This window comes from Pseudomonas sp. Y39-6, from assembly GCF_023651955.1.
Classification (GTDB): Bacteria; Pseudomonadota; Gammaproteobacteria; order Pseudomonadales; family Pseudomonadaceae; genus Aquipseudomonas; species Aquipseudomonas veronii.
Genome location: NZ_CP069594.1, coordinates 5,480,829 through 5,500,605, shown reverse-complemented (window position 1 = coordinate 5,500,605; position 19,777 = coordinate 5,480,829). Strand labels below are relative to the sequence as shown.

22 protein-coding genes and 1 tRNA gene are annotated in these 19,777 nt (G+C 57.7%); 9 read left to right on the top strand and 14 right to left on the bottom strand.

The features are described 5' to 3' along the window. Nucleotides 1-295: 295 nt before the first annotated feature. Nucleotides 296-1,738, top strand: coding sequence for a magnesium transporter (gene mgtE / locus JN756_RS24955; protein WP_046382330.1), 1,443 nt, complete (start codon nt 296-298; stop codon nt 1,736-1,738). 102 nt (nt 1,739-1,840) lie between these two features. Here mgtE and JN756_RS24950 read toward each other — a convergent pair whose 3' ends face one another. The 3 genes from JN756_RS24950 to JN756_RS24940 all read right to left on the bottom strand — a co-directional run bounded on the left by JN756_RS24950 (nt 1,841) and on the right by JN756_RS24940 (nt 2,975). Then, complete coding sequence (locus JN756_RS24950) at nt 1,841-2,167, bottom strand: Arc family DNA-binding protein (protein ID WP_017849200.1); 327 nt, start codon at nt 2,165-2,167, stop codon at nt 1,841-1,843. A gap of 389 nt (nt 2,168-2,556) precedes the next feature. Further along, nucleotides 2,557-2,736, bottom strand: a complete 180-nt coding sequence (locus tag JN756_RS24945; RefSeq protein ID WP_017849199.1) for a PA3371 family protein — start codon at nt 2,734-2,736, stop codon at nt 2,557-2,559. Nucleotides 2,737-2,747: 11 nt separating this feature from the next. Next, a complete protein-coding gene (locus JN756_RS24940) occupies nt 2,748-2,975 on the bottom strand; it encodes a hypothetical protein (RefSeq protein ID WP_017849198.1) in 228 nt (75 codons plus the stop codon). 324 nt (nt 2,976-3,299) lie between these two features. Between JN756_RS24940 and JN756_RS24935 the strand changes: the two genes are divergently transcribed. Then, a tRNA-Arg gene (locus JN756_RS24935) sits at nt 3,300-3,376 on the top strand. A 261-nt stretch (nt 3,377-3,637) separates the two neighbouring features. On the opposite strand, the gene JN756_RS24930 is transcribed toward JN756_RS24935, so the two are convergent. From JN756_RS24930 to JN756_RS24905, 5 genes are all read right to left on the bottom strand, one after another. Next, nucleotides 3,638-4,003: a YidH family protein gene (locus JN756_RS24930; protein ID WP_046382334.1), complete on the bottom strand. Its 366-nt coding sequence runs from the start codon at nt 4,001-4,003 to the stop codon at nt 3,638-3,640. Between the two features lie 200 nt (nt 4,004-4,203). Then, nucleotides 4,204-4,392: a YgaP family membrane protein gene (locus JN756_RS24920; protein WP_017849187.1), complete on the bottom strand. Its 189-nt coding sequence runs from the start codon at nt 4,390-4,392 to the stop codon at nt 4,204-4,206. A gap of 13 nt (nt 4,393-4,405) precedes the next feature. Next, on the bottom strand, nt 4,406-4,825 hold the full coding sequence (locus JN756_RS24915; RefSeq protein ID WP_017849186.1) for a DUF6691 family protein: 420 nt from the start codon (nt 4,823-4,825) through the stop codon (nt 4,406-4,408). Beyond that, the gene (locus JN756_RS24910) at nt 4,822-5,262 is read right to left on the bottom strand and encodes a YeeE/YedE family protein (protein ID WP_201021460.1); all 441 of its coding nucleotides are present in this window, start codon (nt 5,260-5,262) and stop codon (nt 4,822-4,824) included. The genes JN756_RS24915 and JN756_RS24910 overlap by 4 nt, the downstream gene beginning before the upstream one ends. After that, nucleotides 5,259-5,573 carry an ArsR/SmtB family transcription factor gene (locus tag JN756_RS24905; protein WP_046385196.1) on the bottom strand — a complete coding sequence of 105 codons (315 nt, stop codon included), beginning with the start codon at nt 5,571-5,573 and terminating at the stop codon, nt 5,259-5,261. The genes JN756_RS24910 and JN756_RS24905 overlap by 4 nt, the downstream gene beginning before the upstream one ends. Before the next feature lie 357 nt (nt 5,574-5,930). Between JN756_RS24905 and JN756_RS24900 the strand changes: the two genes are divergently transcribed. Both JN756_RS24900 and JN756_RS24895 read left to right on the top strand, forming a co-directional pair. Next, nucleotides 5,931-7,061, top strand: a complete 1,131-nt coding sequence (locus JN756_RS24900) for a DNA-methyltransferase (RefSeq protein WP_128192565.1) — start codon at nt 5,931-5,933, stop codon at nt 7,059-7,061. Then, complete coding sequence (locus tag JN756_RS24895) at nt 7,058-7,930, top strand: NotI family restriction endonuclease (RefSeq protein ID WP_128192564.1); 873 nt, start codon at nt 7,058-7,060, stop codon at nt 7,928-7,930. The genes JN756_RS24900 and JN756_RS24895 overlap by 4 nt, the downstream gene beginning before the upstream one ends. A 63-nt stretch (nt 7,931-7,993) precedes the next feature. Here JN756_RS24895 and JN756_RS24890 read toward each other — a convergent pair whose 3' ends face one another. Beyond that, nucleotides 7,994-9,280 carry a carbohydrate porin gene (locus JN756_RS24890; RefSeq protein ID WP_201021459.1) on the bottom strand — a complete coding sequence of 429 codons (1,287 nt, stop codon included), beginning with the start codon at nt 9,278-9,280 and terminating at the stop codon, nt 7,994-7,996. Nucleotides 9,281-9,418: 138 nt separating this feature from the next. Next, the gene (locus JN756_RS24885) at nt 9,419-11,815 is read right to left on the bottom strand and encodes a membrane-bound PQQ-dependent dehydrogenase, glucose/quinate/shikimate family (protein WP_236255060.1); all 2,397 of its coding nucleotides are present in this window, start codon (nt 11,813-11,815) and stop codon (nt 9,419-9,421) included. An 866-nt stretch (nt 11,816-12,681) separates the two neighbouring features. On the opposite strand from JN756_RS24885, the gene JN756_RS24880 reads away from it, so the two are divergent. Continuing rightward, nucleotides 12,682-14,067 (top strand): MFS transporter, encoded by a 1,386-nt coding sequence (locus JN756_RS24880; protein ID WP_046382338.1) that lies wholly within the window; start codon nt 12,682-12,684, stop codon nt 14,065-14,067. Nucleotides 14,068-14,125: 58 nt separating this feature from the next. On the opposite strand, the gene JN756_RS24875 is transcribed toward JN756_RS24880, so the two are convergent. From JN756_RS24875 to flgA, 4 genes are all read right to left on the bottom strand, one after another. Continuing rightward, nucleotides 14,126-14,875, bottom strand: coding sequence for a flagellar brake protein (locus JN756_RS24875; protein ID WP_017849177.1), 750 nt, complete (start codon nt 14,873-14,875; stop codon nt 14,126-14,128). 96 nt (nt 14,876-14,971) lie between these two features. Continuing rightward, on the bottom strand, nt 14,972-15,442 hold the full coding sequence (locus tag JN756_RS24870; protein ID WP_057005512.1) for a flagella synthesis protein FlgN: 471 nt from the start codon (nt 15,440-15,442) through the stop codon (nt 14,972-14,974). 48 nt (nt 15,443-15,490) lie between these two features. After that, nucleotides 15,491-15,814 (bottom strand): flagellar biosynthesis anti-sigma factor FlgM, encoded by a 324-nt coding sequence (gene flgM, locus JN756_RS24865; protein ID WP_017849175.1) that lies wholly within the window; start codon nt 15,812-15,814, stop codon nt 15,491-15,493. A 142-nt stretch (nt 15,815-15,956) separates the two neighbouring features. Further along, complete coding sequence (flgA, locus tag JN756_RS24860; protein WP_032804943.1) at nt 15,957-16,721, bottom strand: flagellar basal body P-ring formation chaperone FlgA; 765 nt, start codon at nt 16,719-16,721, stop codon at nt 15,957-15,959. Nucleotides 16,722-16,802: 81 nt separating this feature from the next. On the opposite strand from flgA, the gene JN756_RS24855 reads away from it, so the two are divergent. The 4 genes from JN756_RS24855 (at nt 16,803) to flgC (ending at nt 19,763) form a co-directional block, all read left to right on the top strand. Then, nucleotides 16,803-17,735 carry a chemotaxis protein CheV gene (locus JN756_RS24855; protein WP_026140310.1) on the top strand — a complete coding sequence of 311 codons (933 nt, stop codon included), beginning with the start codon at nt 16,803-16,805 and terminating at the stop codon, nt 17,733-17,735. Between the two features lie 42 nt (nt 17,736-17,777). Beyond that, nucleotides 17,778-18,605 carry a protein-glutamate O-methyltransferase CheR gene (cheR, locus tag JN756_RS24850; protein WP_026140309.1) on the top strand — a complete coding sequence of 276 codons (828 nt, stop codon included), beginning with the start codon at nt 17,778-17,780 and terminating at the stop codon, nt 18,603-18,605. A 303-nt stretch (nt 18,606-18,908) separates the two neighbouring features. Further along, nucleotides 18,909-19,316 (top strand): flagellar basal body rod protein FlgB, encoded by a 408-nt coding sequence (gene flgB, locus JN756_RS24845; protein WP_003175633.1) that lies wholly within the window; start codon nt 18,909-18,911, stop codon nt 19,314-19,316. A 3-nt stretch (nt 19,317-19,319) separates the two neighbouring features. Then, complete coding sequence (gene flgC / locus JN756_RS24840) at nt 19,320-19,763, top strand: flagellar basal body rod protein FlgC (RefSeq protein ID WP_046382341.1); 444 nt, start codon at nt 19,320-19,322, stop codon at nt 19,761-19,763. Nucleotides 19,764-19,777 lie beyond the last annotated feature (14 nt).

Genomic DNA, 19,777 nt, shown 5'->3' with positions numbered 1-19,777 from the left:
GGGGTTTGTAGGATTAAACCTTTTCTTCCCGCGCCATGTGTTTTCCATTCGCGTGGCAGCGTCGCAATTCATAGATGCGGCCAATTCTCAGCTTTGGCTCGCAAGCGCTTGTTCTTACCAGTTTTTTGACGTTAAAAGCGGCGGGCGGTGTATCATTGCGCCCGTCAGCCCCGCCGGGGCTTGTGGAACACCTCCATGGACTTACCCAGTAGTTACTCAGTACCCCGTTTTACCAATCATGAATTGACTGATTGATCCTTCCGGCGTGCCCCGCTGCTGGGAGTGGAGTTCGCCTATGACCGAAGTAGAAGTAAAGAAAACACAAGAAAGCCTGCAGGATCGCCTGGCTCAAGTCATTGAGCTGCTGCAGCGCCAGCGCGTGGTCGAAGAGCTCACGCACCGCCAGGAAGGTCCGCACCACGACCGCGTCGAAAACCTGGTTCATCGGCAAAACCTCGTCGAGTTGCAACGCAAGCTCGATGATCTGCACTCCGCCGACGTCGCTTATATCCTTGAAGCCTTGCCGCTGGATGATCGACTGACCCTTTGGCAGTTGGTCAAGGCCGACCGCGACGGCGACATCCTGCTCGAAGTATCCGACTCCGTCCGTGAAACCCTGATCGCCGACATGGATGATCACGAGCTTCTGGCCGCGGCCCGGGAGATGGACGCCGACGAACTGGCCGACCTGGCCCCCGAGCTGCCCCGTGATGTTGTCCATGAGCTGATGGAAGCCCTCGACAGCCAGCAGCGTGAGCGCGTGCGCTCCGCGCTGTCCTATGACGAGGATCAGGTCGGTGCCCTGATGGACTTCGAGATGGTCACCATCCGCGAAGACGTCAGCCTGGAAGTGGTACTGCGTTACCTGCGCCGCCTGAAAGAGCTGCCAGGGCACACCGACAAGCTGTTCGTGGTCGACTACGAAGGCATTCTCAAGGGCGTGCTGCCGATCAAGCGCCTGCTGGTCAACGACCCGGAGAAGAAGGTTGCGGACGTGATGGCCAGCGATCCGGTGGGTTTCCATCCGGATGAAGACGCCTACGACGCCGCCCAGGCCTTCGAACGTTACGACTTGATCTCGGCCCCGGTGGTCGACAAGAACGGCAAGCTGATCGGCCGTCTGACCATCGATGAAATGGTCGACCTGATCCGTGAAGAAAGTGAAACCGAAGTCCTCAACATGGCGGGTCTGCGTGAAGAGGAAGATATTTTTGCCTCGGTCTGGCGCTCCCTGCGTAACCGCTGGGCGTGGCTGGCCGTAAACCTGATCACTGCGTTCATTGCTTCGCGGGTGATTGGGCTGTTCGAAGGTTCGATCGAAAAGCTGGTGGCACTGGCGGCGTTGATGCCAATCGTTGCCGGGATCGGCGGTAACTCCGGCAACCAGACCATTACCATGATCGTGCGCGCCATGGCGCTCGACCAGGTCAATACCGGCAACACCTCGCGCCTGATGCGCAAGGAGTTGGCGGTGGCGCTGATCAATGGCGTGGTGTGGGGCGGGGTGATCGGGATCGTGGCCTACTTGCTGTACGGCAGTTGGTCGCTGGGGGTGGTCATGACCGCCGCCATGACCCTTAACCTGCTGTTGGCGGCCTTGATGGGGGTGCTGATCCCTATGACCCTGGCACGCCTTGGGCGCGACCCAGCCATGGGCGCCAGTGTGATGATTACCGCCATGACCGACAGCGGCGGCTTCTTCATCTTCCTTGGCCTGGCGACGATCTTCCTGCTCTGACTCCTCGCGGCGGGGGCAACCCAGCCCCCGCCCAGTACTGCCTTCCCGAATTGCGCGCAAAAAAAAGCCAGCACATGGCTGGCTTCGGCTTTCAGGAACAGATCATTCGGCTTCTGCGGCCGCCTCAACGTCGTGCGCAATAAGCGAGACAAGGGCATTTTGCTGGCGGTGGGAGAGCTGACGAAAACGCTGCAGCAGTTCGCGTTCGTGCAGTGACAGCTCAGGGCTGTCCAGGCGCATGCTTAGCTCTTCGCCCAACGCACCTTCCTGAATGAGGCTCTGCTCCAGGCGCGCGATGATTTCGGAGTTCATGCTGCGGTGATGATTGCGAGCCACCTCGGCAATGCGTTCCCGCATTCCGTCTGGCAGACGTACGACGAACTTGTCAGCCGTACGGCTGGAATAAATTGCCTGTTTCAATGGGCGCATATATTTAACCGGTTAGTTCAGGGGAGCGGTTATTGGAATTGGCCGCAAGATGAGTGTTAAGACAAGGCTCACGACCAAAGTTCAACCTGAATTGCAAAGAGGCCGCATCATGCCTCAGTTTTGCCGGTTCCTTGGCGTCAATTCTGTGACAAATATTGAACTGCCTAAAGGCTTTATGCCAGTACTGATTTGCTTTTTTGCGGACTGGTTGGAAAACTTTTTTGCGAGCGATCGTCACAATTCATCGTCCCGCAAGCCGTTGCTGCCAAGGGGTTTGGGGCGCATATCGTATCGTGATATGGCCTTTTGCCCTTGTTTTTAAGACTAGTGGCAATTTGCCGATTTGCTAGTGCGAGGCGACATAAGGTAGGTGTGCCAGCGAGCGAAAATCAGCGCAGCACGGGGTCGAATCTGATTCGGCGGCCGACGATCAGCGTCAACAGCAGGAAGCTGCCGAACACGACGCTGGTGATGAGGGCGGTGGTGCGAGCGTCCTGGGACGAGGTGGACATGCCCAGCACGGCAGTCACGACGGTCAGGCACAAAAACAGCCAGGCGGCTTTGGACATGGAAGGCTTCCTCAGAAAACCCAGTGTTCAGTTGCGGGCGCGGCCTGAGTGCTTTGGGCCAGGCGCACGGGCGATTGCGGGTTGGCCGTCATCACCGCCAATTGCGGACGTTGTTGCAGATGATGCGGTACGGGCTGGCGGATCTGCGCGGTGTCATCGCTACCGTTCGACTGAAAATGAAACATCACCAGTGCGGCGAGGGCGACGGTATTGAGAGCCAACAGAAGGGTGCTGTTCATCGTCATCTTCTCCGCAACGGGTCCAGCCGAATGGTTTTGTAGGAGAAGTATTGCAGATGCCGTGCCAATGTTTTATTTCAATAAAATCAATGGTTTGAGTTTAATCTAAACAGCGCTCGGGTTGCAATTTGCAATGCTGGCATTTTGGTGTAGTGCATTTTGCACGATGGCTTCGGATGCCCGGGTTTGCTGGGCGAAACCCTGATCCGTGGCGCAAGCATTGGCTTACACTCAAAAAGCCCACGGACGACATGACAAAACCCACCTCGGCCGTTAACATGCACGCCGTCCGTCGCAGCGCTGTTGGCCCGATGGTTGTCATTTGTCCCAGTAGCTCAATTGGATAGAGCATCCCCCTCCTAAGGGGAAGGTTGGCCGTTCGAACCGGCCCTGGGACACCATACAAATAAAGCCTCTCGCGCCGATCCACTGCCAGCTCATTTTTCCCCGTGACAGCAGGATGACAGCAACAAGGCCAACAAAAAGCCCCGCCGGGTATTGCTCCGGCGGGGCTTTTTTGTTTTTGAATGGGCGACTCACTTAATCAGGGTCCAAAGGTGAGCCAGGGTCACACTCGTTCGTTTGCTCGTCGAGAGATGCTCGACTGCACCCGTCTACCGCCCATCGGGGAGGTCGAGTGAAGTCATGCAGGCCAGTCTTGCTCACATCATGAACAAATAGGCCATGAGCAAAACGCCAAGAATTGCAGTAATGACATTAATGCCAGGGCCGGTATTGACGCTGTAGCCAAGGGGGATCTCAACGGGTTTGAGGGTCTTGACCACCTTTTTGTATTGCCAGGATGACCAGCAGGCAACCCAGGAGCCCAGCATCAGGAAGGCCAGCCCGATCCAGAACGAAAAATGTTTTCCGGGAGAGCCCGGAGCGTCCGGTTTCAGCATCTGGAGCAGTAGCCCGGATCGTTCAATCACAAAGCCAAATGCCATCAGCGAAAGGCTGGTTCGGTTCCATGCCAGCAACGTGCGCTCGGCGGCAAAGAACACGCGCGGATCGTTCAGGTCGGACATTAAGATTTCCTTGTTCACACAGCTTTTGAAACGACGCCACGCAGAATAGCTTTAAACAAAACCACTCGAGGTGTCCGTTGATAGATCCAGCTGTTGGGATCAACGCACATATGCCCAGCGTAGCGTCCCGTGCTTGGCGCATAGCCACAAAATCGGCTGCGCCAATGCCCTCGTGCACGTGAACGCTATGGGGTTTTTGCTCAGCAACGGTTACAGGTTTGGATGCCCAGCAACCTGTACAAAGGGCAGAAACGGAAAATACCGGTAGCCAGTGGCACTAAGCCGATCCAGCCCCACCAGCCGATCACGCCCGACAGACTGAGGCCAATGAGAACCAGGCCGACGACAATGCGCAGGCTACGGTCAATGGTTCCAAGGTTCGCTTTCATGACGATCTCCCGATCAGTGGTTGCGCCGGGTCTCCAGCGCAGTAAACAACAACATGCCGGCCAGCATGGCCAACATGAACACGATTGCTTGCCAGCGTCCTGTCAGCAGAATTGCCACCGCAGGGCCTGGACAGATGCCTGCTATTCCCCAGCCGATGCCGAACAGCAGGCTGCCGCCGATCAGGCGCGGGTCCAACTCACGCTTGGTCGGCAGTTGCATTGGCTTTCCCAGCAGCGAGCGGGATTGGTGGCGCGCCCAGGTCAGCGGGCCAATGGCGACGCCAATCGCCCCGATCATGACCAGCGCGAGGGAAGGGTCCCAGGCACCGGCCAGATCCAGGAAAGCCAATACTTTGCTCGGGTTGGCCATGCCTGCCAGCAGCAGTCCCAGGCCGAACAGCAGGCCAGCAATGAATGCGGTCAGTTTGTTCATATCCAGGCTCCCAGCAGATGACGCAGGACAAATACGCTAAGGAAACCGCTGAACATAAAGCAGGCAGTGGCGATCATCGATCGCGGCGAAAGGCGCGATATGCCGCACACGCCGTGGCCGCTGGTGCAACCTGAACCGTAGCGTGTACCGATACCCACCAATACACCGGCGACGATCAGCCCGACCCCGCCGCTCTGGAATTCAATCGGCGGCAGTGCGGCGAACAAGCCCCATAGAAGCGGCGCGACGAGCAGGCCGAGGAGAAACAGCGCTTTCTCACCCGCACCTTCGCTGCCCCGTTGTAAAAGACTGCCGATCAAACCGCTGATGCCGGCGATACGTCCGTTGGCGACGACGAAAAGGCTGGCCGCCAGGCCAATCAATGCGCCGCCTGCAAGGGATGACCAGGGAGTGAAGTTGAGCCAGTCGATATTCATGAGGCTTCTCCAGCGCAAAATTGTTGATACAAGGTTTGAATGACTGCCAATGCCGCCGGGCTGCAGATGCGATAGAACACCTGCTTTCCTTCCCGGCGCGTATCCACCAGGCCTTCGCGGCGCAGCACCGCCAGTTGCTGAGAAAGCGTCGGTTGTTGTATCCCGAGCAGCGACTCCAGATCGCCGACATTACGCTCGCCTTGGGATAGCTGGCAGAGCAGGATCAAGCGATCCGGATTGGCCAGAGCCTTGAGGAATTGGCTGGCAGCATCGGCGTTGGCGTGAAGCCGCTGGAGATCTGATTCGAGCATACCTTTGATCACTAATTGTTCAGTTGGTTAAATTATAGTATATAAAAACAATAAGTGTATGCCAGCACTGATCACGGCTCATCGCTGCCTGGAGAGGTTGGGGGCTAAAGGCGACGCTGGGGTGGGGCTGAAAGTGAGTGGTGCGGCTTTTGTGATCCGATGAGGTCGCTCTGCGCCATCGCAAGGCGACCGAATTGACCGAGCCCTGGGAGTCGACACCCCGTGGCTCAGCGTCTGTCCCTTCAGTACGGTTTGGCTTGCCCGGCTTTCCTCTGGCTCTGTACCATCCGGGTCTGATCAGGACAGCGTTCGAAGGCCATCCTGTAGCCACTACCGCCGTTCCCGTTTGGACACCTCATGACCTACACAGAACTTAACGACCCCGCACTATTTTCTGCGCAGGAGAAAGACGCGTTTGAACCTTCGACCATCTTCCAAAATGATTTTTCTTCTGCGCTTCTGAAGTACGGCCAGTCAACTTCTACACGCCCGCTCCTTCTGAACGGGGATTGCCTCGCCGTATTGAAGTCGCTGCCGGACGAGTCGGTTGATTTCGCCATGACGTCACCGCCGTACTGGGGGAAGCGGGAGTATCAAAACGGCGGGATAGGCCTGGAAAAAGACTATCGGGATTTCGTCGCCGATCTTTGCGCTGTGTTTCTGGAACTCAAGCGCGTCCTGAAGTCGACGGGGTCGTTCTGGCTCAATCTCGGTGATTCTTATAGCGGTAAGGGGCTGCTCGGGATTCCTTGGCGAGTGGTTTTCGAGCTTACCGACAATCAAGGCTGGATACTTCGAAACAGCATCATATGGAACAAACTGAAAGGCGGCATGGACAACACCAAAGACCGGCTTGGCAATGTTCATGAGAACTTGTTTCACTTTGTGAAGCAGTCAAAAAACTATTATTACAATGCTGATGCCGTCCGGTCCAAGCCCAGAGAATCCAAAGTGGTGAATGGCTCGATAGTTTCCGCCACGGGCGTTTCGGGCGTGCGTTACAAGCGCCAGATCGAGTTGTCGACCTCGTTGAGCGACGCAGAAAAATTATCCGCACATGCCGCCCTGGCCGGCATCCTCGCAGATTTGTCTTGCGGTAAAGTATCAGACTTCCGGATGATCATTCGTGGCCAGCAAAGAGCGACGCACTCCGATAGTGAAAAAGTATCGGGACGAGCGAAGGAACTCAGGGATAAAGGTTATTACTTTCTTAAATACCACCCGAAGGGGAGTAAACCGTCTGACGTCTGGGACATTCTCCCGGAAGATTCGCAGGGCCGGGAAACCCACTTTGCCCCCTATCCGGTCGACCTGTGCCGTATACCTTTATTGGCGACCTGCCCACCAGGCGGTATTGCAATCGACCCTTTCTGCGGTACGGGAACAACGATGGTCGCGGCGCAACGCTTAGGCTTGAAGTCGATCGGGATAGATATCTCCGAGCAGTATCTTGAGATGACCAAAGACAGGTGCAATACGCTGTTATGAGCAAAATAATAGAGTTGTTCGGGAAGGGTACGCATAATCGCTCCGTCGACTGGCGGGGTCTGATTGGCGCTCAACGCTGCTCATATACCAACAAGCGTTGCTACAAAGTCAGGAAGTCCAGCCCCGACATTTCTATCGGTACGTGCAGCGTGCTGTACGGAAAAGTGCCGGAACCGGTAATCATCTGTCCGGTCCGGCTAATCGAGCGCAGGCAGATCTTCACCGACTGTTTCCATCTGTTGACGACCCACGAACCGGGGAACGAGCTTCACATCATCCCCGAAGTGTCGATCCCGGGAGGAAGTGTCGATTATTTCTTGGTATCGGCAAAAGATGGAAAGGTGAAGGACTTCGTTGGCATCGAGCTGCAGACCCTCGATACGACTGGAACGGTCTGGCCAGAGCGCCAGAGAATGCTGCAAGCGCTAGGGATTCCCAGGTCGGACAGTGCTGAAGAGTCGGACAAAACCTTCGGTATGAACTGGAAAATGACCGCAAAAACCATCTTGGTTCAAATGCACCACAAGGTGCAGACATTTGAACACATCAACAAGAAGTTAGTGTTGGTGATCCAGGACAAGCTGCTGAGCTACATGACCAAGGAATTTAAATTCGACCATCTTAAAACACCGGCATTGATTGGCGATTCAATGCATCTTCATGCCTATAAAATGGATAATGCAGGTGCCGGCGACTATAAAATCTCGATGTCATCCCGACTCAGTACGGATGCGGACGGAATCGGTATGTGCCTGGGGCTCCAGGCAGAGGCCCGGATAGAGCTTGAGCAAATATTGATTGGGCTGCAAACCAAGATATCCGACCGCACGTTGTTCCAGGCAGTGGGGACGCCCGACAGTTTGGTGTGATACTGCCTGCGTGTGCGATTGCGAAAGGGCACCGAATGGATGCCCCCTGTGCAAACGACGTTGTTAAAACGTCGCCTTGACCTGTAACCCCGCCGCCAGCGCGTTGTCACGCTTTTTGCCGGAGAACGCGCCGGGCTCGATGTAGTACTGCAGATCGGGGCGTAGTAGCAGCCAAGGTGTGACCTGTGCGCCGTAGTTGAGCTCAAGCATCTGCTCGCCGTTGTCGAGGTTGGCGATCATTTCGGCGTCTTCGAGGTTGGTCGCCTTGGCTTCTTGCACATCCCGTGTGCGCGAGTTGAGCACGGCGCGCCCATAGCCAAAAGAGATGGAGTCGTTCGGGCGGCTCGCGAAAGGCTTTTGTTTGACCAGGCCCACCGAGTACCAGCGGCGCATCGGCGAGGTCGCCGCGTTGCTGCTGGCCGCTTGGCCGAAGAGGCGTAGTACGCTTTGCGGGTCTTGCTCATCCCGCCAGATGGCTTGGTCAATCAACACATAGGCGCCGGTACGGTTTTCGCTCTTTTGCGTACTGCCGATCTTGGGGGCGTTGGAGGTGTCGTAGTACCAACCGACTTTGTATTGGCCGTTCAGGAAGGCGTTGTTATTGAAGATCGCCTCCAGTGGCAAAATCGCTCCCGTAGTGCCGTTGGTGGGCATGGAGAACGCTTTGGACGAGCGCGTGTTGTATTCCGGGTTGACTTGGAATACGGCGGTTTGCAGCGTCAGCGACGGGTTGACATCGTAACGCAGCTCGCCGCCCCAATGTGCTGTCGGGTAGTTGCCCCAGCCACTGCCGCTCGACATGGTCAGTGGGTGTGCACAAAAACCGGCGCTCACAAAGTTGCTCAAGATGGGCATACCACCGAAATCGGTGCCCATCACCATGAAGCCGAGTTTGGTGGAGAGGTCCGGCGAAAACAGGTTGCGTTGATAACTGAACTCGGTCAGCCGGGTGTATTCGCCGCCATAGTTTTCTTGGGACGACAGACGGTTTCCAAGCAAATCTTCCGTGGCGCTGTGGCCGCGACGGTCGTTAACCAGCAGTTGCACGCGTCCCGCATCGGGGCTGTCGAGCAACTTACTCAGATCAAACTGGGCGCCTATGCGTATTTGTTGCGAATAGCGGGTGCCGCGCTTGATCCCGCCATGCAAGTTGGAAATCGTTTCGGAACTGTAGTCACCGGTCAGTTTGATGCCCTTGTCGGTCAACTTTTGGCGTTCACCGCCCCAGTCGCCAGTGAGTGTAGAGCGGTTCATCAGATCGTCGGCCAGTGCCGGGGATGGGGCGAAAAGGCATAGGGACAAACCGCTGCACAGGCTGCTGGTCAGCATGGCGCGGAAAGAAAAAAGCATTTGGATGTGCTCCGTTACAGAGAAAGTGGGGGAATAGCTCAACGGCCCGCGTTGTTTATCGGTTGCACCGTTCTTTTGTGACTTGGAAAAATAACCCCCGTAAACGGGGGTTATTTTCATGCAGTGGCAACTAACGCATTACGGCTTGATGTTGTCCGGCAATGCATAAGCAATGATGTAATCACCGACGTCAGGCGAATGGCTCATGCCGCCGGCGGAGATGACCACGTACTGCTTCCCGGTGGTGGGCGACTGATAGATCAGTGGGGCGGCAACTGCGCCAACCGGCAGGCGGGCTTTCCAGACTTCTTTGCCGGTGGCCGAATCGAGCGCGCGCAGGTAGTAGTCTTGGGTGCCCGCAAAGAACACCAGGCCAGAGGCTGTCGACGTCGGACCGCCGAGCGTCGGCATGCCCAGCGGAATCTGCAGGTGCGTCTTGATCCCCAGCGGGCCGGTGTCCTGCACGGTGCCCATGGGAACCTGCCAGAGCAGTTTCTGCGTATTGAGATCAATCGCACTCATGCTGCCGAAGGGCGGGGAGTTGCACGGCACGCCCAGTGGCGACTGGAGGATGTCGATTTTCACGCCGCCATAGATACCCGCGACTTGCGGGCGAATGGTGCCCATGAAACCCGGCACTTCATCGGTCGACACCTTGAACTTCTTGGTTTCTTCCTTGGTCACCAATGACATCCGCAGCGGCATCCGCATGTCGTTGACGAACATCGTGCCGGTGTTCTCATCGATGGAGATGCCACCCCAGTTCATCCCGCCCAGCAAGCCAGGCCATTCGATGTACGGCTTTTCGGTTGGCGGCGTAAACGGCCCCGCGTAAACCGAGTCTTTGAACATGATCCGGCAATACAGTTGGTCGAATGTCGACACGCCCCACATCGACTTTTCAGTCAGTGGGTCGGCCCCGATCACCGGCATGCCGGCCGAGTACGGTTGCGTCGGCGACAAGTGTTCGCCTTCTGCCGCAGGAGAAGTCGGAACGGCACGCTCCTGCACCTCGGTGACCGGCTGGCCAGTACGACGATCCAGCACAAAAATCTGGCCGGTCTTGGTGGTCTGGATCAAGACCGGGGTTTTCACGCCTTGGGCATTCTTGATGTCATAGAGAACCGGCTGCGATGGCAGATCGTAATCCCATACATCATGGTGAATGAGCTGGTAGACCCATTTGGCTTTGCCGGTCGAGGCATCGACTGCCACGACGGCCGAACCAAATTTTTCTTTGACGGCGTTGCGATCACCGCCCCAATAGTCGGGCGGGCCATTGCCGGTCGGCAAGTAGACCAGGTTCAGCTCTTTATCGTAGGTCGGGATCGTCCATACGTTAGGTGTTTCCAGCGTGAACTGGTGATCGGCCGCGGTCGGGTCGGTGCCTTCGGGCGCGCCGACGTCCCATGCCCACACCAGCGCACCGCTCAGCACGTCGAAGGCGCGCACGGCGCCGGAAGGTTCGCCTGCCACAATATCGCGTACCCAACCGCCCACCACCGTGAGGTGGCCCATGACCACAGGCAGGGAGGTCGGGTGGTAGCGCTTGCTGTTCTCGGTCGGGCCCATGCCTTTCTTGAGATCGACGTAACCGTTGTCACCAAAACTCTGGCACAAGGCGCCGGTGTGCGCGTCAAGTGCAAACAGGCGGGCATCCACCGACGACACCAGAATACGCTGGCGACATTGCTGCTGATCGGTATACGAGGCCTTGACCGCCGCGCTCAGGCTGTCGTCTTTATCGATGTCGTAATAGCCCACGCCACGGCACGTCACATGCTCTTCGCTTTTGGCGTGAGGGTCGAACGTCCAGATCGCCTTGCCCGTATCGCCATCCAGCGCGGTGATCAGGTTTTCCGGGGTACACGAATACAGCACGTTGCCGATCTGCAGCGGGGTGTTTTCATCAACGCCAGCGCCGGCGCCGGTGGTCCTGCGTCCGGTTCGGTAGGTCCAGGCTACTTGCAGGTCCTTGACGTTTCCCGGCGTGATCTGCGTGTAAGGCGCAAACCGCGTCCCTGACGCATTGCGCCCGAAGAACTCCCAGTTTTCAGGTGCGCTGGCGGGGCTCGTGGCCTTGCTCGAGTCAGTCGCGGCCACAGGGTTCGAGATCCCGCCGTGCGGGTAGAACGCTGCAATGAAGGTGGCGATCAAGGCCAGGAATACGGCGAAGCCGAATCGGTTCGCCGTGCGCCGGGTGCTCAAGGCTGTTTCCGGGAATGCGGCACCGACCCACAAGCTGAGGGTCAGGATGATCGCCGGCACCACCAGGCGCGGCAGCAGTTGCCAGTAGCTGAGCTGACCCACTTCGTAGAACGCCCACACACAGGTGGCGAGGAATACGACGACGGAGAGGGCGATGCCGATAGGTTTACGCAAGACAAACAGTGCCGCCAACAACAGATAGGCGAGGCCAGCCAGCAAGTAATAACTCGACCCGTCGAGTGCTACCAGCTTGAATCCGCCATAAATCAACGCCAGTGCCACGGCAAAAACAAGCAGGGAAAACAGTCCCCTTGCAATAGTGCTCATTGAGGATCTTCCAGAGTGAGATCGATGATCGTCTGTCATATTTGTATATGCTCAGTTGGGGAAATACGTAACGGCTTGCGCTATTTACCAACAACTTGGCCGAATATTGAGTTCGGCCTTTAGTTGGCCGGGTGCGGTTCTTCCATGATCCCGATAGGCTGGCTTGCCGACGGCAAGCGAGCTTTGGAAATCAGCGTAATAATTGGCCATCCCCGTATTCCTGGTCTGGATGCCGACACTCTTTCGCCCCAGCCCTCCACGTTGAAAGCGCCGTTCGATAACGAACTGGATGCTTAATAGAGGCTGATTGAGTTTCGGCAGGAGGGATAACGAAAACGTTGGCGGCTGTATTACGCCCGCTTGACGATTGTCCACGTGCTCAGTCGCGAGTGAATCGTTCCGAAGGCTCTGTCGGCCTTGTTCGGGTTACATGCTTTACTCCGACTGATTCGCTGGTTAATCGCGGTGGATTAACGCGTAGACCAGTCTATAGCGCTGGTTTTTTGGATAAATCCATAAGACTGGAAAACAATGTTGATAAAACAGTAACAATTCGCGGCGATACGCATCGGCGACGCCGGCGTGCGGGTAATCATGTGCAGGCGTGGCGGTGGGCTTTTGGGGCGTGCTCGGTCTTTTCAACACTCGGTCGAACCTTGCGTGTGATCGAGGTTCACAGGTGGTGCGGCGAGTATTTCGCGCAACCTTGTACCTTGTGTGTCACCCGGTAGCGTCTGAGCTGTAGTCCATCGTTTTCACACAAAATATTCCCCGGAAACAGCGCCTGGTGCCTGTCCGGACTCGACCCCCGGGACTATCATGCCGGTAGCCCTGACCCTCACTGCAAGGAGCCGCTCGGAACGCCGATGCGCCAGATCTGGAAATCTTTTCGAGCCCTTTATTTCGCCTCCTTGATGATGCTGATCGGCTCCGGCCTGCTCAGTACGTACCTGGCCTTGCGCCTGGCGGCCGACAACGTCGACAGCCTGTGGGTCGGCGCGCTGATGGCGGCCAACTATTCCGGCCTGGTACTGGGCGGCAAGATCGGCCACCGCCTGATCGCCCGGGTCGGGCATATCCGCGCGTATGCCACCTGTGCCGGGATCGTCGGCGCGGCGGTGTTGGGCCATGGCCTGATCGACTGGCTGCCGGCCTGGATCGTCCTGCGGGTCATCGTGGGCCTGGGGATGATGTGCCAGTACATGGTCATCGAAAGCTGGCTTAACGAGCAGGCGGACGCCAAGCAGCGTGGCGTAGTGTTCAGCGGCTATATGATTGCGTCCTACCTTGGCCTGGTGCTGGGGCAGTTGATCCTGGTGATGCATCCCCAGCTCGGCCCCGAGTTGCTGATGCTGGTCGCGCTGTGCTTTGCCCTGTGCCTGGTGCCGGTGGCGATGACCCGGCGCATTCACCCGGCGCCCCTGCGTCCGGCGCCGATGGAGCCACGCTTCTTTATCCAGCGCGTGCCGCAGTCGTTGAGCACGGTGCTGGGGGCGGGGTTGATCGTTGGTTCGTTCTACGGTTTGGCGCCGCTCTATGCGTCCCAGCAGGGGCTGAGTACCGAGCAGGTCGGTCTCTTCATGGGTAGCTGCATTTTTGCCGGGTTGGTGGTGCAGTGGCCGTTGGGCTGGCTGTCGGACCGTTACGATCGCGCACTGTTGATTCGCTGCTTCGCCCTGTGCCTGGCGGTGGCGGCATTGCCGTTGGCGATCCTGAGCAAGGTGCCGCTGGAAGTGCTGTTCGTGGCCGGGTTCCTGTGTTCGCTGGTGCAGTTCTGCCTGTACCCGCTGGCCGTGGCGTTTTCCAACGACCACGTCGAAGGCGATCGTCGGGTATCGCTGACGGCCATGCTGCTGGTGACCTATGGCGTGGGCGCCAGTATCGGGCCGTTGCTGGCCGGTGTGGTGATGAAGCTGTTTGGCAGCCAGATGCTGTACGCGTTTTTCAGCCTGTGCGCGCTGATCCTGGTGTGGCGTATCCGGCCTAAAGCGGTGACCAACCTGCATCAGGTCGACGATGCACCGCTGCAGCACGTGGCAATGCCTGACAGCATGTCCAGCTCGCCGCTGGTGGCTGCCCTCGATCCGCGGGTCGATGAGCAGATGGTGCAGGAGCAGATGCAGACGGCGGTTGTCGAGCCCGAGCCTGAAACCGACGCGGAATCACCGGCGGATGAGCCGCTCTTCGAAGGGCCGCCGGAACCACCGGGCCCGGATGAGCATCCCCACGGCCTGAGCAGGGCGCGCCCCTGAATGCAAAAACGGGCAGATCCCCAAAGGGTCTGCCCGTTTTTTATCGCGATCTGAATGCTTAAAAATCGTCGTCTTTGTCGAAGCGTCGTGCTTCGCGTTGCAACTGGTACACAAAACGCTCGACCTGGCGCTGCACCAGGCCGCTCATGTTGTGAAAGCGCACGCCGGCGAAGGTGGTGTTGATCTTCTCTTCGAAGTGCAGGTAACGCAGTTCGACCGAGGTGGTCATGCTGCCAAAGGGCAGTGCGGCGATAAAACGGTCGTAGACCTGGCCCAACTGCAGGCGCTCGGAAATATCGCCTTCAAAGCGCAATTTGCAGCCGGTGGCGGAGATATCCAGCAGCTTGCCGCTGACCGGCGCCTTGAGTTTCTCGCCGCCCAACTCGATATTCACCAATTGCGCGAGTTTCAGCGCGGCGCGGAACGCATTGCGGCGCTGATGGTAGACCACTTCGTCCGGCATGTTGCCGCTGTAGATACGGTGGCCGCCTTTTTCGCTGATGCTCAGGGTGCCGTTGCTTTCCCAGGCAACGCGCACGCCGTCGTGAAAGCCTTCGATGCGGAAGGGTTCGCCATTCTCAAGGTAGCGTTCGCCATCGCGGGGGATCATTTCGTCCAGGGCCAGGGTCTTGCTGTCCCGGTCGACGTCGACCAGGTAGCTTTGAAAGCGCTGGCTGCGTTCATGGAAGGTGATGATCAGCGGGTCATGGCTTTCTTGCAGCATGCGCAAGGTGCCAGCGATTTCCAGAGGCGTGGTGAACACCTTGGGTGGCTGCGGAGCTTCTTCCGCATTAAGGGCGTTGAACACGGTTCTTCCATCTCCAGACAATATACGACTACACGCAAGAACCATCATTTTGCCAGTATGTCGCACGCCTTGGATAGGGCGCACGTTAAACCGACGTCAGGCTTGGCTGCGGGTGCTTGGCTTGACCATGCGCGAGGTAGAGCCTTGGGCGTTATACAGGGCCGGAGGTTCGCCGCCATGGAGTATGCGCAACTGATTGGCGGTCGTGGCTTGCTGAAGCTGGATCGACTGACCGTTGAGCAGGTTGGCTTCCTGACACTGGGTGAGTAATTGATTGAGTTCTTTGCTCTGGGCCAGCAACTGATCGCCGACCGAGGAATGACTGGCCAACTGAGCGAGGCCGTCTTGATCTGCCGGTAGGCCGAGGCTGACGAGAATCTGGCTACGCTTCTTGCCGTGCTGTTCCAGCAGGACAATCAGCGACTGCTTGCGCGCCAGGATTTCTTCCAGCAGCGGCATATCCCGGCCATACAGGGCCAGGGATTCTTCTTTGAGCAGCTCGAGCAATTGTTGCGTCGGCGCCAGATCATCAATGATCAGTTGAAGCAGATTTTCGTCGTGGTGCATGGCTGGCCTTGGGTTTTAAGCGTCCAAAAGCCTGGCGCAGGCCTTTGCCTAGCGCTCGGCTTCGAAGTTAAGCAGCTTGCTGGCTACACGGTTGCTGTCGACTTTATAGCTGCCATCGGCGATTGCCTGTTTCAATTCGGCCACACGGGCTTGATTGACGACAGGTTGATCGCGCAGCGAGTCAGTGACCTTCTGCAACTGTTGAGCCTCATTGCTCAGGTGTACGGATTCCCCGCTTTGGCTGGCGCCGGCCTGTTCCGCTTTGGCGGGCAGAGGCTGGGCCTTGGCGTCTACGCTGTCCTTGGTGCCGCTGGTGCGCGTAGTGCCTGGCAAAGCCGGGGCGTTATTCAAACGGCTGAAATCGATGACCATGATAAAAAAACCTCTGGGTATTTGGACGCTTGCCATGGTTTCGGCCATACCCGGACAAACTTTAGGCACGATTGACAATAAACCTGCATGCACGAACGTCAGGCGTACAGTGTAGGAAAAGCTGGCGTCCTATTCCAGTGATCTATAAAGCCACCTCGACTTGGCCCGGCGCGGTGACCCGTGCCTTGATGACGCGGTTGGAATTGAGGTTCTTGACCCGGATCTGTTCGCTCATGCCGCCGTTGGACAGCGCTTCGCCCGGCATCTTCACATTCAGCCCGCCGCTGCTGGCGGAAATGATGACCTGGTCGCCCTTGCGAATGACTTCTGCCTGTTCAAGATGGACCAGGGTGATGACCTGGTCGGCGACCATTGGTCGGGTCAATCGTTGCCCGACAGCCTGGTCCACTGACGTCAGGTAACCCTGATTGATCAGGCTGATGTCCCGCTCGCGCAAGATGACATCCTCATAGCCGATGATTCCGCTGCGTTTGAGCGGCCGCGACACCACGACGACATCGCGGAACAGTTTGACCTGGGCGGGCACGAACACGGTCCAGGGCGAGGTCCCTTCACAGCGCACCTTGACCGTCACGCGACCAATGGGCTGGGCCGGGCTTTCCAGGCTGGCTGTCAATTCCTTGTCGCACATCGGCATGCGCAGGCGCGGATCCAATTGGTTGACCTGGATTTCATAGCGTCCTGGCGTCTGGGTGGTTGCCAGATAATCTTCTACAGTGAATTCAAGAAAGCCTTGGGTGACGCCGATAAGTAGATCAGGCAAGGTGACGTCGGCGGCGCGGGCAGTGATGCCTGCGCCCACGGCAAACAACGCCATCCAGGCGCAGAGCAATCTGCGATACCGTGAGTGGCGAGTGCGTCGGGAAACTGTCGTTTTCATATCCATAGCCAATAAAAAGCAAAGCTCGTGCCGTTTAGTGTTGGGTGCGCGTCGTACCCCCAAAGGTTTTAGCGTAGGAGTCTGGGCATGGCAGGTGTAATGGATTCAGTAAACCAGCGCACACAGCTGGTAGGGCAGAATCGCCTGGAGTTGTTGCTTTTTCGCCTGGACGGCAAGCAGCTCTATGGCATCAACGTGTTCAAAGTGCGGGAAGTACTGCAGTGTCCCAAGCTGACGATCATGCCCAAGTCGAGCCCGGTGGTGTGTGGCGTAGCCAACATCCGTGGCGCGACCATCCCGATTCTCGACCTGGCATTGGCCACGAGTTCGGCCGGCCTGCAAGACCGCGAAAACCCGTTTGTGATCATTACCGAATACAACACCAAGACCCAGGGTTTCCTGGTGCGCTCGGTGGAACGTATCGTCAACATGAACTGGGAAGAGATCCATCCGCCGCCCAAGGGCACCGGTCGCGATCACTACCTCACGGCGGTGACGCGAGTAGACAACCAGTTGGTCGAAATCATCGACGTGGAGAAAATCCTCGCCGAAGTCGCACCGACTTCCGAAGCGATTTCGGTTGGCGTCGTCGATGCCGAAACGGCGCACAAGGCGGTTTCGCTGCGGGTGCTGACGGTGGACGACTCCTCGGTGGCGCGTAAACAGGTGACCCGTTGCCTGCAAACCATCGGCGTTGAGGTGGTGGCGCTCAACGATGGCCGCCAGGCGCTGGATTACCTGCGCAAACTGGTGGATGAAGGCAAGAAGCCGGAAGAAGAATTCTTGATGATGATTTCCGACATCGAGATGCCGGAAATGGACGGCTATACCCTCACGGCTGAAATACGCAACGATCCACGCATGCAAAAATTGCATATCATCCTGCATACTTCGTTGTCGGGCGTATTCAATCAGGCGATGGTCAAGAAGGTCGGTGCTGACGACTTCCTGGCTAAGTTCCGCCCTGATGACCTGGCATCCCGGGTAGTCGACCGGATCAAGGCAGCAGATCACGGCTAGGGGAATTTCCCTGGCGGTCACACGATTTAAGAGGCGGTATCATTGTCTACGGGTAATTTGGATTTCGAACAGTTCCGGGTCTTCCTGGAAAAAGCCTGTGGCATATTGCTCGGTGAAAACAAGCAGTATCTGGTATCCAGCCGTCTCAACAAACTGATGGAACAGCAGGGCATCAAGTCCCTCGGTGAGTTGGTCCAGCGGATTCAGAGCCAGCCGCGCAGCGGGCTCAAGGAAATGGTGGTCGATGCCATGACCACCAACGAAACCCTATGGTTTCGCGACACCTACCCCTTTGAGGTACTCAAGAGCAAAGTGCTGCCCGAGGCGATCAAGGCCAGCCCGGGTCAGCGTTTGCGGATCTGGTCGGCAGCCTGTTCCTCGGGGCAGGAACCGTACTCGATTTCGATGGCGATCGACGAGTTCGAACGGACGAACATGGGCCAGTTGAAGGCCGGCGCGCAAATTGTCGCCACCGATCTGTCGGGCACCATGCTCACCAACTGCAAGACCGGCGAGTACGACAGCCTGGCCCTGGGCCGCGGTTTGTCCCCGGAACGCCTGCAGCGTTACTTCGACCCGAAAGGGGCGGGGCGTTGGGCGGTCAAGGCGCCGATCAAGAACCGGGTGGAGTTTCGCTCGTTCAACCTGCTCGACAGCTACGCCAGCCTGGGCAAGTTCGACATGGTGTTCTGCCGTAACGTGCTGATCTACTTCTCGGCCGAAGTGAAGAAAGACATCCTGCTGCGCATCCACGGCACGCTCAAGCGCGGGGGGTATCTGTTCCTCGGTGCATCCGAGGCGCTGAACGGCCTGCCGGATCATTTCCAGATGGTGCAGTGCAGTCCTGGGATCATTTACCAGGCCAAGTAAGTCGCACGCAGTCAAAGTGTGGGAGGGGGCTTGCCCCCGATAGCGGTGTGTCAGTCTCAGTATCTATGACTGAACCACCGCTATCGGGGGCAAGCCCCCTCCCACATTTGTTTTGCGGCAAGGTAAAAGCGGCAACTCCCGATTGCCGCTTTACTGGCGCCACGCGGAAGCCGTTTGCCGCTTTTCTGGCATTGCCGCCGGCAATCTCTGCGTAACCCCTTGATATATGGGCTTTAGCCAGATTGGCATGCACCTTGCTATAACCCTGTTAACGAACAGCAGGTCAGCCTAAAGGTTTCCGCCATGAGCATCAGCTTCGATAAAGCGCTCGGTATCCACGAACAAGCCCTCGGCTTTCGCGCCCAGCGTGCCGAAGTCCTGGCCAACAACATTGCCAACGCCGACACCCCGAACTACAAGGCTCGGGACCTGGACTTCTCCGCCGTGCTCGCCGCACAGCAGGACAAGACCAAGAACGGCACCTTCGCCTTGAACATGACCAACAGCCGTCATATCGAAGCGCAAGGCCTGAGCAGTGGCGACGAATCGCTGCTGTATCGCACGCCGATGCAGCCGTCGATCGACCAGAACACCGTCGACGCGCAGTTGGAGCAATCGGCCTACGCCGAGAACTCGGTGAACTTCCAGGCCAGCTTCACCCTGCTCAACAGCAAATTCAAAGGGCTGATGTCAGCCCTGCGTGGAGAGTAAGCCATGTCCTTAGCCAGTGTTTTCAATATTGCCGGTAGTGGCATGAGCGCGCAGACCACGCGCCTGAACACCGTCGCCAGTAACATCGCCAACGCCGAGACGGTGTCTTCGAGCATCGACCAGACCTACCGCGCCCGTCACCCGGTGTTCGCCACCATGTTTCAGGGCGGCCAGAGCAGCGGCGGCGATTCGCTGTTCCAGAATCAGGACGCTGCCGGGCAAGGCGTGCAGGTACTCGGCGTGGTTGAAGACCAGAGCAATCTGGAAGCGCGCTATGAGCCTAATCACCCTGCGGCGAACGAAAAAGGCTACGTGTACTACCCGAACGTCAACGTGGTCGAGGAAATGGCTGACATGATCTCTGCCAGTCGCTCGTTCCAGACCAACGCGGAAATGATGAACACCGCCAAAACCATGATGCAGAAGGTCCTGACCCTGGGTCAGTGATAAGGGGCGCCAAA

Bases quoted from the DNA above. Each gene is read 5' to 3' on its own strand.
- mgtE (WP_046382330.1), top strand. From the start codon at position 296: ATGACCGAAGTAGAAGTAAAGAAAACACAAGAAAGCCTGCAGGATCGC.
- JN756_RS24950 (WP_017849200.1), bottom strand. From the start codon at position 2,167: ATGCGCCCATTGAAACAGGCAATTTATTCCAGCCGTACGGCTGACAAG.
- JN756_RS24945 (WP_017849199.1), bottom strand. From the start codon at position 2,736: ATGTCCAAAGCCGCCTGGCTGTTTTTGTGCCTGACCGTCGTGACTGCC.
- JN756_RS24940 (WP_017849198.1), bottom strand. From the start codon at position 2,975: ATGAACAGCACCCTTCTGTTGGCTCTCAATACCGTCGCCCTCGCCGCA.
- JN756_RS24930 (WP_046382334.1), bottom strand. From the start codon at position 4,003: ATGTCCGACCTGAACGATCCGCGCGTGTTCTTTGCCGCCGAGCGCACG.
- JN756_RS24920 (WP_017849187.1), bottom strand. From the start codon at position 4,392: ATGAAAGCGAACCTTGGAACCATTGACCGTAGCCTGCGCATTGTCGTC.
- JN756_RS24915 (WP_017849186.1), bottom strand. From the start codon at position 4,825: ATGAACAAACTGACCGCATTCATTGCTGGCCTGCTGTTCGGCCTGGGA.
- JN756_RS24910 (WP_201021460.1), bottom strand. From the start codon at position 5,262: ATGAATATCGACTGGCTCAACTTCACTCCCTGGTCATCCCTTGCAGGC.
- JN756_RS24905 (WP_046385196.1), bottom strand. From the start codon at position 5,573: ATGCTCGAATCAGATCTCCAGCGGCTTCACGCCAACGCCGATGCTGCC.
- JN756_RS24900 (WP_128192565.1), top strand. From the start codon at position 5,931: ATGACCTACACAGAACTTAACGACCCCGCACTATTTTCTGCGCAGGAG.
- JN756_RS24895 (WP_128192564.1), top strand. From the start codon at position 7,058: ATGAGCAAAATAATAGAGTTGTTCGGGAAGGGTACGCATAATCGCTCC.
- JN756_RS24890 (WP_201021459.1), bottom strand. From the start codon at position 9,280: ATGCTTTTTTCTTTCCGCGCCATGCTGACCAGCAGCCTGTGCAGCGGT.
- JN756_RS24885 (WP_236255060.1), bottom strand. From the start codon at position 11,815: ATGAGCACTATTGCAAGGGGACTGTTTTCCCTGCTTGTTTTTGCCGTG.
- JN756_RS24880 (WP_046382338.1), top strand. From the start codon at position 12,682: ATGCGCCAGATCTGGAAATCTTTTCGAGCCCTTTATTTCGCCTCCTTG.
- JN756_RS24870 (WP_057005512.1), bottom strand. From the start codon at position 15,442: ATGCACCACGACGAAAATCTGCTTCAACTGATCATTGATGATCTGGCG.
- flgM (WP_017849175.1), bottom strand. From the start codon at position 15,814: ATGGTCATCGATTTCAGCCGTTTGAATAACGCCCCGGCTTTGCCAGGC.
- flgA (WP_032804943.1), bottom strand. From the start codon at position 16,721: ATGGATATGAAAACGACAGTTTCCCGACGCACTCGCCACTCACGGTAT.
- JN756_RS24855 (WP_026140310.1), top strand. From the start codon at position 16,803: ATGGCAGGTGTAATGGATTCAGTAAACCAGCGCACACAGCTGGTAGGG.
- flgB (WP_003175633.1), top strand. From the start codon at position 18,909: ATGAGCATCAGCTTCGATAAAGCGCTCGGTATCCACGAACAAGCCCTC.
- flgC (WP_046382341.1), top strand. From the start codon at position 19,320: ATGTCCTTAGCCAGTGTTTTCAATATTGCCGGTAGTGGCATGAGCGCG.